The sequence below is a fragment of the Mycobacterium sp. pW045 genome, assembly GCF_041287085.1.
Lineage (GTDB): Bacteria > Actinomycetota > Actinomycetes > Mycobacteriales > Mycobacteriaceae > Mycobacterium > Mycobacterium algericum_A.
The window spans coordinates 185,441-201,559 of sequence record NZ_JBGGKU010000006.1; the positions used below are offsets into that span (position 1 = coordinate 185,441).

11 protein-coding genes and 1 pseudogene are annotated in these 16,119 nt (G+C 64.8%); 6 read left to right on the forward strand and 6 right to left on the reverse strand.

The features are described from left to right. Positions 1 to 27: 27 nt before the first annotated feature. The 3 genes from ACAG20_RS11835 to ACAG20_RS11845 are packed head-to-tail and all read right to left on the reverse strand — an operon-like array spanning position 28 to position 3,486. Positions 28 to 1,698 carry a flavin-containing monooxygenase gene (locus tag ACAG20_RS11835; RefSeq protein ID WP_370492642.1) on the reverse strand — a complete coding sequence of 557 codons (1,671 nt, stop codon included), beginning with the start codon at positions 1,696 to 1,698 and terminating at the stop codon, positions 28 to 30. Next, positions 1,695 to 2,618: a ferritin-like domain-containing protein gene (locus ACAG20_RS11840; protein ID WP_370492643.1), complete on the reverse strand. Its 924-nt coding sequence runs from the start codon at positions 2,616 to 2,618 to the stop codon at positions 1,695 to 1,697. The genes ACAG20_RS11835 and ACAG20_RS11840 overlap by 4 nt, the downstream gene beginning before the upstream one ends. Before the next feature lie 31 nt (positions 2,619 to 2,649). Then, a complete protein-coding gene (locus tag ACAG20_RS11845) occupies positions 2,650 to 3,486 on the reverse strand; it encodes an SDR family NAD(P)-dependent oxidoreductase (RefSeq protein WP_011895452.1) in 837 nt (278 codons plus the stop codon). Between the two features lie 108 nt (positions 3,487 to 3,594). Between ACAG20_RS11845 and ACAG20_RS11850 the strand changes: the two genes are divergently transcribed. Further along, entirely contained in the window at positions 3,595 to 4,269 is a 675-nt protein-coding gene (locus ACAG20_RS11850) for a TetR/AcrR family transcriptional regulator (protein WP_011895453.1), read from the forward strand. A gap of 147 nt (positions 4,270 to 4,416) precedes the next feature. Here the strand turns inward: ACAG20_RS11850 and ACAG20_RS11855 are convergent, their stop codons facing one another. Further along, the gene (locus ACAG20_RS11855) at positions 4,417 to 5,616 is read right to left on the reverse strand and encodes an acyl-CoA dehydrogenase family protein (RefSeq protein ID WP_370492758.1); all 1,200 of its coding nucleotides are present in this window, start codon (positions 5,614 to 5,616) and stop codon (positions 4,417 to 4,419) included. Between the two features lie 106 nt (positions 5,617 to 5,722). Between ACAG20_RS11855 and ACAG20_RS11860 the strand changes: the two genes are divergently transcribed. From ACAG20_RS11860 to ACAG20_RS11880, 5 genes and pseudogenes are all read left to right on the forward strand, one after another. Beyond that, positions 5,723 to 7,324 (forward strand): acyl-CoA carboxylase subunit beta, encoded by a 1,602-nt coding sequence (locus ACAG20_RS11860; protein WP_081437685.1) that lies wholly within the window; start codon positions 5,723 to 5,725, stop codon positions 7,322 to 7,324. A gap of 5 nt (positions 7,325 to 7,329) precedes the next feature. After that, positions 7,330 to 9,345, forward strand: coding sequence for a biotin carboxylase N-terminal domain-containing protein (locus tag ACAG20_RS11865; protein ID WP_011895456.1), 2,016 nt, complete (start codon positions 7,330 to 7,332; stop codon positions 9,343 to 9,345). Between the two features lie 58 nt (positions 9,346 to 9,403). After that, entirely contained in the window at positions 9,404 to 10,558 is a 1,155-nt protein-coding gene (locus tag ACAG20_RS11870; RefSeq protein ID WP_011895457.1) for an acyl-CoA dehydrogenase family protein, read from the forward strand. A 127-nt stretch (positions 10,559 to 10,685) separates the two neighbouring features. Further along, positions 10,686 to 12,242 carry a long-chain fatty acid--CoA ligase gene (locus ACAG20_RS11875; RefSeq protein WP_011895458.1) on the forward strand — a complete coding sequence of 519 codons (1,557 nt, stop codon included), beginning with the start codon at positions 10,686 to 10,688 and terminating at the stop codon, positions 12,240 to 12,242. Positions 12,243 to 12,509: 267 nt separating this feature from the next. Then, positions 12,510 to 13,906, forward strand: a pseudogene (locus tag ACAG20_RS11880) (IS1380 family transposase). Between the two features lie 458 nt (positions 13,907 to 14,364). Here ACAG20_RS11880 and ACAG20_RS11885 read toward each other — a convergent pair. Both ACAG20_RS11885 and ACAG20_RS11890 read right to left on the reverse strand, forming a co-directional pair. Next, positions 14,365 to 15,657 (reverse strand): CdaR family transcriptional regulator, encoded by a 1,293-nt coding sequence (locus ACAG20_RS11885; protein WP_011895461.1) that lies wholly within the window; start codon positions 15,655 to 15,657, stop codon positions 14,365 to 14,367. An 18-nt stretch (positions 15,658 to 15,675) separates the two neighbouring features. After that, entirely contained in the window at positions 15,676 to 15,975 is a 300-nt protein-coding gene (locus tag ACAG20_RS11890) for a hypothetical protein (RefSeq protein ID WP_131805205.1), read from the reverse strand. Positions 15,976 to 16,119: the final 144 nt, after the last annotated feature.

Below are 16,119 nucleotides of genomic sequence, written 5' to 3' on the forward strand. Positions count from 1 at the left end.
CATTCTCGTCGCCCGCAACATGGACACTCAAGCGTCTTTCCTCACTCTCGAGGCTGCGCGCTTAGGCGGTACCTTCCCGACGCCCACGTCCAGGATGTCGGCTTTGACGTCAGACCGCGTTGGCAGGGCGCCTGCGCTTTTTCGGCCCTGGGCTACCTTGGCCTTGCGGCCCTGGGCAACCTTGGCCACATTCGAGCCGTTTTGGGCGTGTTCGGTTGGGTGGTGCTCAGTTCGTGCGGTTGTCGGGGTCGTTACATAATCACCCATGTCGAACTTGGACAGTGCGCGCTTGAACTGGGTGGCGAAACCGGGGTACATGGTGCCGTTGTATCCGTCATTCGTGAGGTACCAACTCTTACAGCCCGAATTCCATGTCGTACTTACCAACCGTTGCTGGACCTCGCCGTGGTAATCATTTTGCCGATCTTCGCGGACCTCGAGCGTACTAAGATCATTTTCGATGATCGCGCCGATGGCTTTGACGATGTAATTGATCTCGGCTTCCATGTACACGAGGGCCGAATTATGGCCGGGCCCTGAATTGGGACCGAAGGTGAAGAACAAATTGGGATAGCCCGCGACAGTGACACTCCGGTACGCATAGGCGCCCTCGGACCACTCGTCGGAGAGCTCACGACCATGCGCGCCGCGGATGGGAAAAGGTGTGCCGGCCTTGCATACATCGAAGCCGGTGGCAAAGACGATGCAGTCCACTTCGTGTTCGATGCCATCTGCGGTCCGTATGCCATTCGGCGACAGGGTCGCGATCGGCCATGAGACGAGCTTGCAGTTGTCGCGTTGCAGAGCCGGGTAGTAATCGCTGCTCATCAGCATCCGTTTGCAGCCGGCGCGGAAGTTCGGCGTCAGCTGGCGCCTGAGCCAGCTATCCGAAACCTGCCTCCGCAAATTTGCCTTCGCCACCAGCTGGATGCCGGTGGTGACAGGGGTATCCCAGACCATGCCGACGGCCATGAGCTCGTGCACCCAGAACCACGCCTGCCGTGCGGCATTCTGCACGAGAGGCGCTCGACGAAACGCCGTGCGCGCCCACTGCGGATGGGAGAAGTCGGGCCGAGGCAGGACCCAGCCCGGGGTGCGTTGGAAGACCTTCACCGAGCGTGCAGTGTTCACCAGTTCGGGGATGATCTGAACAGCGCTGGCGCCGGTGCCGACCACGGCGACACGTTTGTCGCTCATGTCGTAGTCGTGATCCCAACGCGCACTGTGGATCTTGTGACCAAGGAAGGTGTCCAGTCCGCGGATGTCAGGCAGGCTCGCATTCGCCAGCGGCCCGCTGGCCATCACTGCGGTGCGCGCCGTGAACTGCGAACCGTCAGCTGTCTGCGCTGTCCACAGTGCGCTTTCGTCGTCGAACTCCAGACCGGTGACGTTCACTCCGAACCGGATGAAACGCGACAGCGAGTATTTGTCCACCATCGTCTTGATGTAGTCGAGGATCTCGGCGCTGCCCGAATACGCGCGGGACCAGTCCGGATTTTGCTCGAACCCGTAGGAATAGAGCAGCGACGGAATATCGCACGCCGCACCGGGATACGTGTTGTCCCGCCATGTGCCACCCACCTCGTCGGCGCGTTCAAGTATGACGAAATCGTCAATACCCTGTTGTAGCAGCCGAATTGCGGTTCCCAGGCCGGCGAAACCAGCACCGACGATCAAAGCGGTCGTGGTGTCGCTCATCTGGCCACCGGTTCGTAGGTCAGCTCTTCTGTCCACGTCGGTGACTTACCGAGCACCTCGGTGGGGAAGTGGTCGATCGCGGTACGCAACCGCTGCGAAATGTAATGCAATGGCTGAGAACGCTTGATGCTGGCGGACATGTGAGCCTTCAGGATGTGGTAGCCCGGAACGCGGCGCGTGAACTCACTACGATCGCCTACGTTCTCGTAGCGCATCACCGCGTTGTACAGCTTCTCCTCCGACAACCCCATGGCGTTGAGGTTGGTCAGCATCCTGGTGAGCAACGGCACGTAGAGGACGCCGCCCAGAAGGATTCTCGGGTCGATGAGCGCCCCCATCGTCTGCATCGCGTGAATGCGCATCGGGCTGGCGCCGAGGTCATTCAGAACCTGGAATCCGACTGCCAAGTGCCGCGATTCGTCGTTGTTGACCTTGTTGAAGACCTCGGCGCAGAGCGGATCCTGCACCTCGTCGAGCAGGAACTTGAGCAATGCTCCGTCGAGCGCAGTCTCCAACGCGGGGATCGCCGCTCCGATCACCGTCAGCGGGAGGGCCTCGGCGTAACGGTCGATCCACTCGATGACCAGCCGAATGTTCTTGTTCGGCACCGGGATTTCCCCTTCCTCGAGCATCCCCCACCGCTGCATGAGCGCCAGCTCCGCATTGGCGTGCCGCTGCTCCTCGGCATGGAAATACCGGTAGATGTCACCTAGAGCCTCGAACGGCGCCTTCGGCGCCATGGCGGCGAAAGCGCGTGCGCCGACATGTTCTATCCACACCACGTCAGCCATGAACTGCTTCAGTTCGGGCCGCTGCTCATCAGTGATTTTATCGGCGCCCGGCGCGTCCCAATCGATGTCGGCCAGCGCCCACTGCCGATTCTTGATCGTCTCGAGCATATCGCTGTATTTAAATGCCATTGTAGCCTCCTTTGTTCTTGTCTGTCATGACTTAGCGCGCGATTCGCTCGACCAAGCCGAGCGCACGGGTATACGTGGCAGGCACTGCCCGCTTAAATAACCAGAGAATCTTCGCGTCGACTTGGGGTAGGACGTGCAACTGACCGCGATCGTTCGCGTCCAACGTTTTGCGCGCCACCGATTCCGCCGACACGCCCGTCCACTTCATCAAATTCGTTGCCAGCTTGGCGGCCGACTCCTCAATACCAGGGTTATCGACGATGTTGGTCTTGACAAATGTCGGGCACAGTACAGTCACCGCCACACCAGTACCACTCAGCTCGGCCGCCAAAGTCTCGGATAGCGAGAGCACGCCGGCCTTGCTGACGTTATAGGCACCCATCCGGGGCGCTGCTCCAAAACTTGCAGCCGATGCGACGTTGATAATTCCCCCGCTGCCCTTCGCACGAAGTCGCGGTACGAAGATCTCGCAGCCGTAAATCACTCCCCACAAGTTGACTGAAAGTGTCGCTTCCCAGTCCCGCTTGGGCGTCGCGCCGATGACATTGCCACCGATTCCGATGCCCGCGTTGTTGATCACCAGGCTGGCTGCCGCGCCGAACCACTTCTCGGCGCTGTCGGCGAGTTCGCGGACCTGCTCTTCGTCCGTGACATCGCATGCGATGTCGAGCCCCTCGCCGCCGGCTTGGACGACGAGCCCGACCGTCTCCTTGGCACGCACCGGGTCGATGTCGGCACACACCACTCGTCCACCTCTACGGGCGAGCTCCACCGCGAAGGCACGGCCAATTCCGCTGCCCGCTCCCGTTACGACCGCGTTGGCGCGGCGGCTCAGGCGAGGCGGTCTGTCCCACCTCAAGATATCCATCACTACTGAATCCTTTGCAGATTACGGCGACGCCTGACCTGTGAGACAAGCCGGCCTGCAGCCATCTGGTGGCGGCGAACACAATTGTGGTCGCCTGCCACCAGTTTGATGCGGCGCTCCTGCCTTTGTCAAGATGTATTCGTGCGGACAAAGGCAGCAAGGTGGGGCGGGCGTACTGGCGCCGAACGACGGGCTGACCGGCGGCGGCGCCTAGTGAACGCGGCGACGGAGATCTGGACGGAAAGCGGATGGGCTGCCGTGACAATGCGTGGGGTCTGCTCCAGAGCCGCGCTGAACGACCGATATTTCTACGAGGAGTTCAAGACGCGCGATGAGTTGCTCGTAGCAGCGTGGGACAACGTGCGGGACGAGATGCTCGGCGAGGTTTCGGCAACATTTGCCGAACGCGTCGGTCAACCACCGATCGAAACCATTCGCGCCGCAATCTCGATCGTTGTTCTCCGCATCGCGCAGGATGCCGGGCGAGCACAGATCCTGCTGACACAGCACGTCGGCAGTTCAACATTGCAAGATCGCCGAGCGGTGGCCTTGCAGGAAGCAACCCAGCTCGTCATGGCCGCCAGCAAGCCGCATCTGAAGCCTGACGCAGACGAAATGGCTCTGCGTATGGACACGTTTGTAGCGGTCGGCGGCTTCGTCGAACTGATCAGCGCTTGGCACGCAGGACTACTGGTCGATGTAAGTCAGGTCGACATCGTCGAACATACGAGTAGACTTGCTGAGACGCTGGCTCGCCGCTACGTGGTTGATAAGTTTGGCTAGCTGGTACTCCGGATGCAATTTCCCGGTGGCGGAGGCTGCATTGGCCGCAGGGGTCGTGACACACCGTTGACTAACCTTAGAAACGGTGGAAGGTCCGTCTCGTCGACCTGCCAAGCCGACGCTCCTGCTGTCGAATGGCGGCTTCACTCAGAGGCCAATCTGCTTGGCGATGATCTCCTTCATGATTTCGGTGGTGCCGCCCCCGATACCCAGGATGCGCGAATCGCGATAGTGCCTTTCGACCTCGGTCTCGCGTAGGTAGCCCATGCCACCGTATAGTTGGACGGCCGTGTCAACGGCGAGCGCGCAGGCCTCTACGGCTTGGTTCTTGGCCATCGAGACCATCCGCACGTCGGTGTCTCCGGCGACGATGCGGTCCACAGCGGCACGGGTGTACGTACGGGCGACGTCGACGGCCGTCGCGATATCGACGATCTTGTGCCGCACCACCTGTCGGGTGGATAGCGGTCGACCGAAGGTTTCGCGCTTCTTCACCCAATCCAGCGTCAGGTCGAGGCAGCGCTGGGCCGTGGCGTAGCACTGGACGGCGATGAAAGCACGTTCGACCTGGAACTGTTGCATGATCTGCAGGAATCCGCTGCCTTCGGGGCCAACCAGATTGACCACCGGCACGCGCACGTCGGTGAATCCGAGTTCGGCGGTATCGGAGCACAGCCAGCCCATCTTCTTCAGTGCCCGCGAGACCAAGAAACCCGTGGCGCCACGCTCCACCACGAGCAGAGAAATCCCCGACGGGCCCGGGCCGCCGGTACGCACGGCGGTGGTCACGAAATCGGCGCGGACACCCGAGGTGATGAACAGCTTCGCACCGTTGACCACGTAGTGGTCGCCGTCGCGCCGTGCGGTAGTGCGGATGCCGGCGACGTCAGAACCGGTGTCGGGTTCGGTGATGCCAAGGCTGCCGATCTTCTCCCCGGCCAGGGTCGGCGCCACGAAGCTGCGGATCTGCTCGGGATCGCCCTGCGCGGCCATATGGGGCACTGCGATGTGATGCGTAAGTAGGCTGGCCAGTAAGCCCGACGAGCCGCCGGCCTCCATCACGGCCTCGGTGAGCAGCACCAGGTCGCGCAGGTCACCGCCGGAGCCACCGATCTCTTCGGCGAACCCGATGCCCAGCAACCCCGCTGCGGCTGCGCGGCGGTGGAGTTCTCTAGGGAGCTCTCCGGCGTCCTCCCAGTCTTGCAGGTGAGGAACGATCTCCTTCTGGGTGAACGACATCGCGAGGTTGCGCAACGAGATGCGCTCGGGCGTCATCCACGGGTCGGCTGCGGCCGCCTCCGCTTCCCGCTGATCCGGCTGTTTCATGTGAGTTGCTCCTGCTGTGATCACTCGGGGACGGCACGATTGCCACGTCGACCCCATTGTCGTCGAATGTTAATGACCGATAACGTAGCGTGTCAGGAGATCGACGTTGATGTCACCTGGAGGAAAGTTGATTGACGTCCTGCCCGACCGGGTCGACACCCGCGCGCCGGTATACCTCGAGAATCGCGAGGGACTCATCGCGCAGCTCCATGCGCTCGCCGAACAGCTGGCGCTGGCCAACGGTGGCGGCGGCGAGAAGTACGTCGCCCGGCACCGTAGCCGCGGCAAGATGCTGGCTCGGGAGCGCGTCGAGCTGCTGCTCGACCCCGACACGGCCTTCCTGGAACTCTGTCCGTTCGCGGCGTGGGGCACGAAGTTTCCGGTGGGCGGCAGCGTTGTTGTCGGCATCGGCATCGTCGAAGGCGTCGAGTCGATGATCATCGCGCACGACCCGACGGTGCGCGGCGGAGCCTCGAACCCCTACACCTTTCGCAAGGTGTTCCGGGGCATGGCGGTTGCCCGCGAGAACCGGCTGCCCATCATCAACGTCGTCGAGTCGGGCGGGGCGGACCTGCCCACGCAGGCCGAGATCTTCGTGCCCGGCGGCCAACTGTTCAACGACCTCACCCAGCACAGCGCGCTGGGCCTGCCGACACTGGCGCTGGTATTCGGTAACTCGACGGCAGGCGGCGCGTACATCCCCGGCATGTGTGATTACGTGGTGATGGTCCGCAACCGGTCCAAGGTCTTCCTCGGTGGTCCGCCGCTGGTGAAGATGGCGACCGGCGAAGTGTCCGACGACGAGTCGCTCGGCGGCGCCGACATGCACGCCCGCACCTCCGGGCTGGCCGACTACATGGCCGAGGACGAGCAGGACGCCATCCGGATCGGGCGGCGCATCATGGCCAGACTGAACTGGCGCAAGCTCGGGCCCGGCCCGACACAGCCACCGACCCCCCCGCTGCGAGACCCCGACCAACTCCTCGGGATCGCTTCGGTGGACCCGAAGGTTCCCTTCGACCCACGTGATGTCATCGCCCGAATCGTGGACGGGTCCACCTTCGACGAGTTCAAGCCGCTATACGGCACCTCGCTGGTCACCGGTTGGGCCTCGATCCACGGATACCCGGTAGGGATCCTTGCCAACGCGCGCGGAATCCTGTTCAGCGAGGAGGCGGAGAAGGCCGCCCAGTTTATTCAGCTGGCGAACCAGATCGACACGCCACTGGTGTTTCTGCAGAACACCACCGGCTACATGGTCGGCGCGGAGTACGAGCAGGGTGGCATCATCAAGGACGGCGCGAAGATGATCAACGCCGTCTCCAACAGCGCTGTCCCACACCTGACGATCGTGATGGGCGCGTCCTACGGTGCGGGCAATTACGGGATGTGCGGGCGGTCCTACTCTCCCCGCTTCCTGTTCACCTGGCCCAACTCGCGTTCGGCCGTCATGGGCCCGGCCCAGCTCGCGGGCGTGCTGTCGATCGTGGCCCGCGAGTCGGCCGCCGACCGGGGGCTCCCGTTCGACGAGGAGGCCGACGCCCAGATGCGCGCTGCCGTCGAGGGCCAGATCGAGCGTGAGTCGTTGGCGCTGGCCAACAGCGGCAGGCTCTACGACGACGGGATCATCGACCCGCGCGACACCCGTACCGTTCTCGGGTTCTGCCTTTCCGTGGTCCACAACAGCGAGATCCGTGGCCAGCGTGGCTACGGCGTGTTCCGGATGTGATGGCGATGCCCGTGATCAAGAAGCTGCTGGTGGCCAACCGGGGAGAGATCGCCCGACGCGTGTTTCGCACCTGTCGCGAACTCGGCATCGCGACCGTCGCCGTGTACTCCGACGCCGACGCCGACGCCTGGCACGTGGACGATGCCGACGAGGCCGTCCGGCTACCGGGTTCCTCGCCGGCGGAGACCTACCTCGACGGTGACCGGGTGATCGCCGCCGCCCTCCTCACCGGCGCCGACGCCGTGCATCCCGGCTACGGCTTCATGTCGGAGAACGCCGGCTTCGCGCGGGCCTGCGCCGACGCCGGGCTCGTGTTCGTCGGCCCGCCGCCGGATGCCATCGACGCGATGGGTTCCAAGCTGACGGCCAAGGCGATGATGGCCGATGCGGGCGTGCCGGTTCTCCCGGGCGGCGACGCGACCGGCCTGGACCCCGACAAGCTGCGCAAGCTCGGCGCCGAGATCGGCTACCCGCTGCTGGTCAAGGCGAGCGCGGGTGGCGGCGGGCGCGGCATGCGGGTTGTCGAGTCGGCCGACGACCTCGACGGAGCCGTGGCCTCGGCCTCGCGCGAGGCGATGTCGGCGTTCTCGGACGGCACGGTGTTCCTCGAGCGGTACGTGCAGCGTCCCCGCCACGTTGAGATCCAGCTGTTGGCCGACATGCACGGCACGGTTGTCTCGCTGTTCGAGCGGGAGTGCTCGGTGCAGCGCCGCCACCAAAAGGTCATCGAGGAGGCGCCCTCGCCCGTCGTCGACGACGACCTGCGCGCCCGGATGGGCGCGGCGGCGGTCGCGGCGGCACAGGCCGTGGGTTACGTCGGGGCCGGAACGGTCGAGTTCGTCCTCGACGCGAACGGCGGCGATGACGACGGGACGTTCGCCTTCCTGGAGATGAACACCCGGCTGCAGGTCGAGCACCCGGTCACCGAACTCGTCACCGGGCTCGACCTCGTGCGCCTGCAGTTGCTGGTGGCGATGGGTCGGCCACTGCCTGCCGAGGTGAGCAAGCCGCGGATCACCGGCCACGCGGTCGAGGCCCGGCTCTACGCCGAGGACCCCACGAAGGGCTACCTGCCGCAGACCGGAACGCTGCGCACGATGCAGATCCCCGACCACGTCGGGGTCCGGGTGGACTCCGGCGTGCGCGACGGCTCGGTGGTCAGCCACCACTATGACGCCATGCTGGCCAAGGTGATCGCCTGGGCGCCCACCCGCGCCGAGGCGCTCGGCGCGCTGTCCGCCGCGCTCGCCGGCGCCCGGATCCACGGACTCACCACCAACCGGGATCTGCTGGTTCGCGTTCTGCGCCACGACGAGTTCGCCGGACGCGGCACCGACACCGGGTTCCTCGACCGCCACGACGTGGCCGACCTCGGCGCAGCCCTCATCGACCGCGACGGGGAGGGCTTGCACGCCATCGCGGCCACACTCGCCCAGGTCGCGGGACGCCGCGCGGCGGCCCCCGTCCAGCCGACGCTGCCTGCCGGGTGGCGCAACAACCCGTCCCAACTGCAGTCCACCGGATGGCTGACCGCCGACGGCCGCGAGCGTCGGGTGGGCTATGCGCTGCTCCGCGACGGCGTCGAGGTCGAAGTCGACGGCAAGCCCGTCGAAGACGTCAGCGTGCTCGTGCAGCGGCCGGACCGGGTGGTCCTGGAGACCGGCGGGGTGCGGCGCGGCTACGACGTCGTCCTCGACGCCGACATTGCCTATGTCGACAGCCCTGCCGGGTCCACTGCGTTTACGCAGGTACCACGGTTCCTGGACCCGAGCGCGCTAAAGCCGGCGGGCTCGCTGACGGCGCCTATGCCGGGTTCGGTGATCCGGCTGCCCGTCGCCGCGGGCGACGTCGTGACGGCCGGGCAGGCGCTGGTGGTGGTGGAGGCGATGAAGATGGAACACACCATCGTCAGCCCAATCGACGGGATCGTCGCCGAGCTTTCGGTCGAGGTGGGTCAGCAAGTGTCCACCGGCGATGCCCTCGCGGTGGTCGGAGCGGCCGCCGGTGCAGATCAGGATTGAGCACCATCGGACCCGTCACCGGCCCCGGTGGCCGGTGACATCGAAGTAGGAGAGCGGTATGGAACTGCACGAGACCGAGGAGCGGCGAGCGCTGCGCAAGGCCGTGTCCGAGATCGCCAAGGACTTCGGGCACGACTACTACGTGGCCAAGTCGCTCGGCGGGGAAAAGAGTTCGGAACTCTGGCACGCCGTCGGGGAACAGGGGTTCCTCGGGATCAACATCGCCGAGGAGTACGGCGGCGGTGGCGGCGGCATCTACGACATGCAGATCGTCGGTGAGGAACTGGCCGCGGCCGGCTGCCCGCTGCTGATGACGGTGGTCTCCCCCACCATCTGCGGCACGATCATCCAGGCTTTCGGCAGCGACGAACTCAAGGCACGCTGGCTGCCGGGCATCGCCAGCGGCGAGGTCATCATGGCGTTCGCGATCACCGAGCCGGATGCGGGCTCGAACTCGCACAACATCTCCACCTACGCCAAGCGCGTCGGCGGGGATTGGATACTCAACGGCACCAAGTACTACATTTCCGGCGTCGACGAGGCGGAGGCCATCCTGGTCGTCACCCGCACCGCGACCGACGACCGCGGACGCGGACGGCTGAGCCTGCTCGTGGTCCCGACCGACGCGCCCGGGCTGACCAAGACCCTCATCCCGGTGCAGGCGGTGACACCTGAAAAGCAGTTCACGCTGTTCTTCGACGACGTGCGGGTGCCGGCCGAGAACCTGATCGGCGCGGAAAACGACGGTTTGCGTCAGGTATTCATGGGCCTCAACCCCGAACGCATCATGGGCGCCGCCCTGGGAAACGGCATCGGCCGCTACGCGCTGGACAAGGCCTCTGCCTACGCGCGCGAGCGCAAGGTCTGGGACGTGCCGATCGGAGCCCACCAGGGCCTGTCCCACCCGCTTGCGCACGCTAAAATCCAGCTGGAGCTGGCCCGGCTGATGACCCAGCGGGCGGCCTCATTGCACGACGCCGACGATCCCGGTTCCGCGGAGGCGTCGAACATGGCCAAATACGCTGCGGCCGAGGCGGGCATCCTCGCCCTCGACCAGGCGATCCAGACCCACGGCGGCAACGGGTTGGCCACCGAGTACGGGCTGGCCACTCTCTGGGGCCCGGCGCGGCTGATGCGGACCGCGCCGATCAGCCGAGAGATGATCCTCAACTACGTGGCACAGCACAGCCTCAACCTGCCACGATCGTACTGAGCATCCTTCATCCGTTCCTGTCCGCTTCCGTCTACCAAGACGGACAGTGGTGATCGGTCGCCCGCCGGGGCCGGGTCCTGCCTTAACGAGCATTTGTCAACCAAAACTGCCGAGGAGGCAAATCAACATGGATCGCGGTATCGGTCAGTGGGTCACCAAACGGGCCTTCCTCAACGGGCAGCGCACAGCGCTCGTCCAAGGTGACACCAGCTTCACGTACTCCGACTTCGATCGGCGCACCAACCAGGTGGCCTCGAGCCTGTTGCGTCTCGGTGTCCGTAAGGGGGACCGGGTGGCCATACTGCTGGTGAACTCGGTCGAGTTCCTGGAGGTCCTCCTCGGCTGCGCGAAGATCGGCGCCATCACCATCCCGATCAACGTCCGGCTCGCCGGCCCGGAGATCGGCTACATCCTCGCCGACTCCGGCGCCGACGTGTTCGTGTTCCACGCGCCGCTAGCAGCGGCGGCGGTCAGCGCGCTGACCGAGCCTGGGGTCCGGGTCCGCCACACCCTCCGGGCCGGGGGCGCCCCGGCCGACGGCGAGATCCCCTACACCGACCTGCTCTCCGACGGTGCGCCCGCGCCACTCGACAGCGACGTCGAGGGCCGCGACCCCGCGTTCATCATGTACACCTCGGGCACCACCGGCCGCCCGAAGGGCGCCATCCTCACCCACGACAACCTACGGTGGAACGCCATCAACGTGCTGGGCGCCGAACAAGGCCTGACCGGCAGCGACGTGACTGTCGCAGTCGCCCCGATGTTCCACATCGGCGGGCTCGGGGTACATACGTTGCCGTTGCTCTACGTCGGCGGGACCAGCGTGATCCTGCCGTCGTTCGACCCGGTGGGCACGCTCAAGGCGATGGCCGAGAGCCGGGCCACCGTCCAGTTCATGGTGCCGGCGATGTGGTCGGCGCTGACCCAGGTGCCCGACTTCGACTCCTACGACCTCTCCGCGCTGCGTCTGGCCATGGGCGGCGGCGCACCGATGCCGCTGACTGTCATCGACTTCATGCACCAACGCGGAGTCCCCTTCACCGAGGGATTCGGGATGACCGAGACCGCCCCCATGGTCTCGGTCTTGGACGCCGCCAACATCACCACGCGGGCCGGGTCGATCGGCCGGGTCGCCATGCACGTCGATGCCCGAATCGTCGACGCCGACGACCGGGACGTCCCGGCCGACACCGTCGGCGAGCTCCTGGTGCGCGGACCCAACGTGTTCGTCGGGTACTGGATGAAGCCGGCGACCACCGCCGAGGCCTTCCGGGGCGGCTGGTTCCACACCGGCGACCTCGGCCGGATCGACGCCGACGGCTACATCACGCTCGTCGACCGCAAGAAGGACATGATCATCTCGGGCGGGGAAAATGTCTACCCCATCGAGGTCGAGCAGGTGCTGTTCCGTCACCCCGGTGTGCTCGACGCCGCGGTGGTCGGCGGTCCGGACGACAAGTGGGGTGAGCGCGTCGTCGCGGTGGTGGTGGCCGACCCAGCCGCCGAGCAGGAACCCAGCGCCGACGAACTGATCGCCTGGTGCCGCGAACGGCTGGCGCATTTCAAGTGCCCCCGCGAAGTGCACCTCCTTCCCGAGCTGCCCCGCAACGCCACCGGCAAGCTCCTCAAGACCGAGCTGCGCAAGCGATTCACCGGCGTCGAGGGCGGCGTCGTCCAGCGCTGAGGCACGACACCGGAGGCGGAGCGCGGGTTTGGGAAGTGTTGTCACGACGAGTAGCCACGGTCGCCGCTGCAAATAGCTGAAGATGTTAATCGTCGCTAACGTCTAGCGCGTGGCAAGACCACGCGCGCCACTTGTCGGATGTTCTTATCCTCGATCCACCGATGAATTGGCTGGTCGTGGGGTGTCGGAATGAGGAAAGTGCCCTCTGAGCTGCGATGATGAGTGTTCTCTACGCACTTATCGGCACAACTCGGAAAGGCACTTCCGGTGCAAGTGTCCCATAGGTTCGCCGCATCGTCGGCGGTCTTCGATGATGAGCGTCTGGTGTCGTGCGCAGGCCTGGTACCGGTGATGGCCCTTGCCGAGCAGACCGGACTGTCATCGTCATTGGCCGACAAAGTTCGGTTCAGCTGCGAGCGGGTCAAGTCCGGTGCGGCCAATCCGTCGCCGAAGCTGACCACGCTGATCGCCGGGATGTGCACCGGCGCGGACAGCATCGACGACCTCGACGTAGTTCGTAGCGGCGGGATGAAGACCCTGTTCGGCGAGGTGTACGCCCCGTCGACCATCGGAACCTTGTTGCGGGAGTTCACCTTCGGCCATGCCCGGCAACTGGAGTCGGTGCTCAGTGAGCACGTGGGCGCTCTGTGCGAGCGTGTCGATCTGTTGCCCGGCGCCGACGGGCGGGTGTTCATCGACATCGACTCACTGCTGCGCCCGGTCTACGGCCAGGCCAAACAAGGTGCGAGCTACGGCCACACCAAAATCGCCGGCAAGCAGATCCTGCGCAAGGGTCTTTCCCCGTTGGTGACCACCATCAGCACCGAACACTGCGCTCCGGTGATCACCGGAGCACGACTGCGGGCGGGCAAGACCAACTCGGGCAAAGGCGCGGCCCGCATGATCGCCCAAGCCGTCGCCACCGCCCGCGGCGCCGGTGTCACCGGGCGCATCCTGGTGCGCGGCGACTCGGCCTACGGCAACAGCAGCGTGGTCACCGCCTGCCGCCGCGCCGGTGCCCGGTTCTCGCTGGTGCTGACCAAGACCGCCGCAGTCGTCGCGGCCATCGCCGACATCAATGACACCGCGTGGATCCCGGTGTGCTATCCCGCCGCGATCCCGACACCGGTGCCTGGATCTCCGATGCCGAAGTCGCCGAAACCACCTGCACCGCTTTCAGTTCCACGAAGACTCCGATCACGGCACGGTTGATCGTGCGCCGGGTCAAAGACGCCCGATACCCCGACGCCCTGTTCCCGGTCTGGCGATATCACCCGTTCTTCACCGACACCGACGAACCCGTCGACGTCGCTGACATCACTCACCGCCGCCACGCGATCATCGAAACCGTGTTCGCCGACCTCATCGACGGACCCCTGGCCCACATGCCCTCGGGACGTTTCGGGGCGAACTCTGCCTGGATACTGTGCGCGGCCATCGCCCACAACCTGCAGCGCGCCGCCGGCATCCTGGCCGGCGGTGCACACGCGGTGGCTCGCGGCGCCACCCTGCGCCGACGCCTCATCACCATCCCGGCCCGACTGGCCCGCCCCCAACGCCGACCCATCCTGCACCTACCAGCCCACTGGCCGTGGGCGACGCACTGGCTCCGATTGTGGCGCAACACCATCGGCCACAGCCCGCCAGCAACCGCCCCCACCTGACCAATCCGCCGAAAGGCCACGACCGGAGCACACAGGAAAAAGCTGGACAGACCAGCCGATACCCCCTGCTCACAGCCAGCAAGCGACCACCAAACCATTCCAGCCTCAGCCACGACAGCTCATCGGTGGATCAAGGCTTATGCCTCCTGGTTGTCTGGGCCGACAAGTCGCAACCTGCGCCACGACTCGCCTGTCGCCTTGCGCGATGGGTGCTTGAGCGTGTCTGACGTCGATGAGCTTTGGTGAATGGGTTGCTTCAGCTCCGTACGGCGGCGATCGACGACTCCACTCGATCAGCCTGCCCGCAGCAGAGCCCCGCGGCAGCGTCGAAACATGAATCGAACTCGGATTATCAGGCCGGGCGGCGCCGGATCGTCGCGCTGACCATCCTCAGATTCGGCGTGTTCGTCAGTAGACGGCACAGTTACGCAGCAAGGGCGTTCGCGGGACACGAACGACTAGGACCGCCCCAAGGCTTGTGTTGGGTTCAGTGCTACTTCGCCGAGCCAATAGCACATCAGTAGGGCGACCTCGACGTCTAATCGTTCCGCGGCGATCGGGCGACCGCGGCGCTCGAGTGCTCGATTTACGCGATACTTGACGGTATTGGCGTGTATCTGCAATTCGTTGGCGGCGGCTTTGAAGCTGGAACCGGCACGCAAGAACACCCTCAGCGTGTCTCGTAGACGCTGGTCCGATGCAGTGTTCTGAGCCAACGGGCCCAGCACATCGTGAATCCATTCCTTCAGAGTCGCGTCATCGGTCATCAGCATCGAGGCCAGGGCCACACCGGGATCTCGTGCAGCGACGATCCGGTGCCGTGAGGAGCCGTCGGCTGCCACCGCGACCACACGGGCCTGCTCAGCCTGTCGGTAGGTGCGGCGGAAGCCTTCAATCCCCGGAAGTGGTTCACCGACGGAAAGTCTTGGGCCGTCAGGTTGAGCCCGGACGAAGTCGCGCAGCTGCGATAAATAGTCCGACGGGCGGTGAACCGTCATCCATGCGCATCCGACGAGGCGGTCGATGGAGAAGTAGACCGATTGCTTCGCTCCAGTGGCGGAGACCGCGTGTTGCATGAAGCGCTCCATGGCGATGAACTCGTCGGTGTCGGCGCCCGCATCTCGGTCGAGCCATACCATGAGAGCCACATGCGTTGCGCCCAAGAAGTACCTCATAGCCGACGACGCTTCGGTCAGGTCTACGTCGCGTCCGTTGAGGATGTCTCGAATGGCTTGTGCACGCAAACTTCGTCGGCGCTCGTCCCACTCCGCGCGTTCAGTCTGATATGTCTCCAAGACCTGCTCAGACATCCAGTCGATGTAGCGGAAAGACACACGGGTGATGTGTTCAATGAGCGCCAATTTCTCCTCGGGCGGTAGGTCCGCGCTCCGAAGGCCAGCGATGATGAGGTTCAATCCATACTGGTGCCCGAGCCTGTATGCCCGCAGCAGCGCGTTGACGGGTACCTCGCGTTGCGCCATCCTCCGGGCGTGTTCAAGGGCGGCCGTCGGTGACTCCATGCGGTCGAACGGGATCGAGTGACGGACGACGGAGAACCAAGTGTCTACGTTCGCGGCGACGGTGTCACTCAGTAGCTCTTTGAGCTGTTGATCGGCAGCGAGTTCGGCAACTTGCTCAATCAGAAGGCCATGTATGGACTCGGGCAATTCTCTGACGAGGTCGCCGAGGTCTCGGAATAGGTGATGAACCGCGTGACCGGGGGTGTCTTGAACTTCGGATGAATCAAGCACAGCTGCGACCGTACTCGATTACTTGTCTTTGCGAGACAACAGACGCCCGCAGGTTCGACCCTTCGAGACATACCGATCGCGGATCCGGGTATCTACGCTGTTAAGGAGCGGTGAGCCACGTTTTACCATTTCAGCAGCCGAACGAGGCATTGCTGTGGGCCACGGCGAACGGATGCGCGTGAAGAGGAAGGCGGAGGCATGAGTTGTCTGCTCGCAATAACCTTGTTTGCGGCCTTCGCGGCCGGAGCAGCCCCATTGCGAGGAACGATCAGCACCGCCCTGGCCGCAATAGACGACTTTCTCGATCGTTTCGGCCACGAAGTTTCCGGAACTGCTCATGCGAAGGAACGCCCGCCGCTCTGACGAGGTGGTCGAATCGGGCGCCGGATATGCCCGCCCGCCTCCCGCATACCGAAGCTGAAGCCTGGATAGCAGTAGGCTGTCCTCTGGACTCGCCCCCGG

What these genes read in the sequence shown, in the direction of transcription:
- ACAG20_RS11845 (WP_011895452.1), bottom strand. Translation starts at nt 3,486, where the DNA reads ATGGATATCTTGAGGTGGGACAGACCGCCTCGCCTGAGCCGCCGCGCC.
- ACAG20_RS11865 (WP_011895456.1), top strand. Translation starts at nt 7,330, where the DNA reads ATGCCCGTGATCAAGAAGCTGCTGGTGGCCAACCGGGGAGAGATCGCC.
- ACAG20_RS11850 (WP_011895453.1), top strand. Translation starts at nt 3,595, where the DNA reads ATGCGGCGCTCCTGCCTTTGTCAAGATGTATTCGTGCGGACAAAGGCA.
- ACAG20_RS11870 (WP_011895457.1), top strand. Translation starts at nt 9,404, where the DNA reads ATGGAACTGCACGAGACCGAGGAGCGGCGAGCGCTGCGCAAGGCCGTG.
- ACAG20_RS11840 (WP_370492643.1), bottom strand. Translation starts at nt 2,618, where the DNA reads ATGGCATTTAAATACAGCGATATGCTCGAGACGATCAAGAATCGGCAG.
- ACAG20_RS11875 (WP_011895458.1), top strand. Translation starts at nt 10,686, where the DNA reads ATGGATCGCGGTATCGGTCAGTGGGTCACCAAACGGGCCTTCCTCAAC.
- ACAG20_RS11835 (WP_370492642.1), bottom strand. Translation starts at nt 1,698, where the DNA reads ATGAGCGACACCACGACCGCTTTGATCGTCGGTGCTGGTTTCGCCGGC.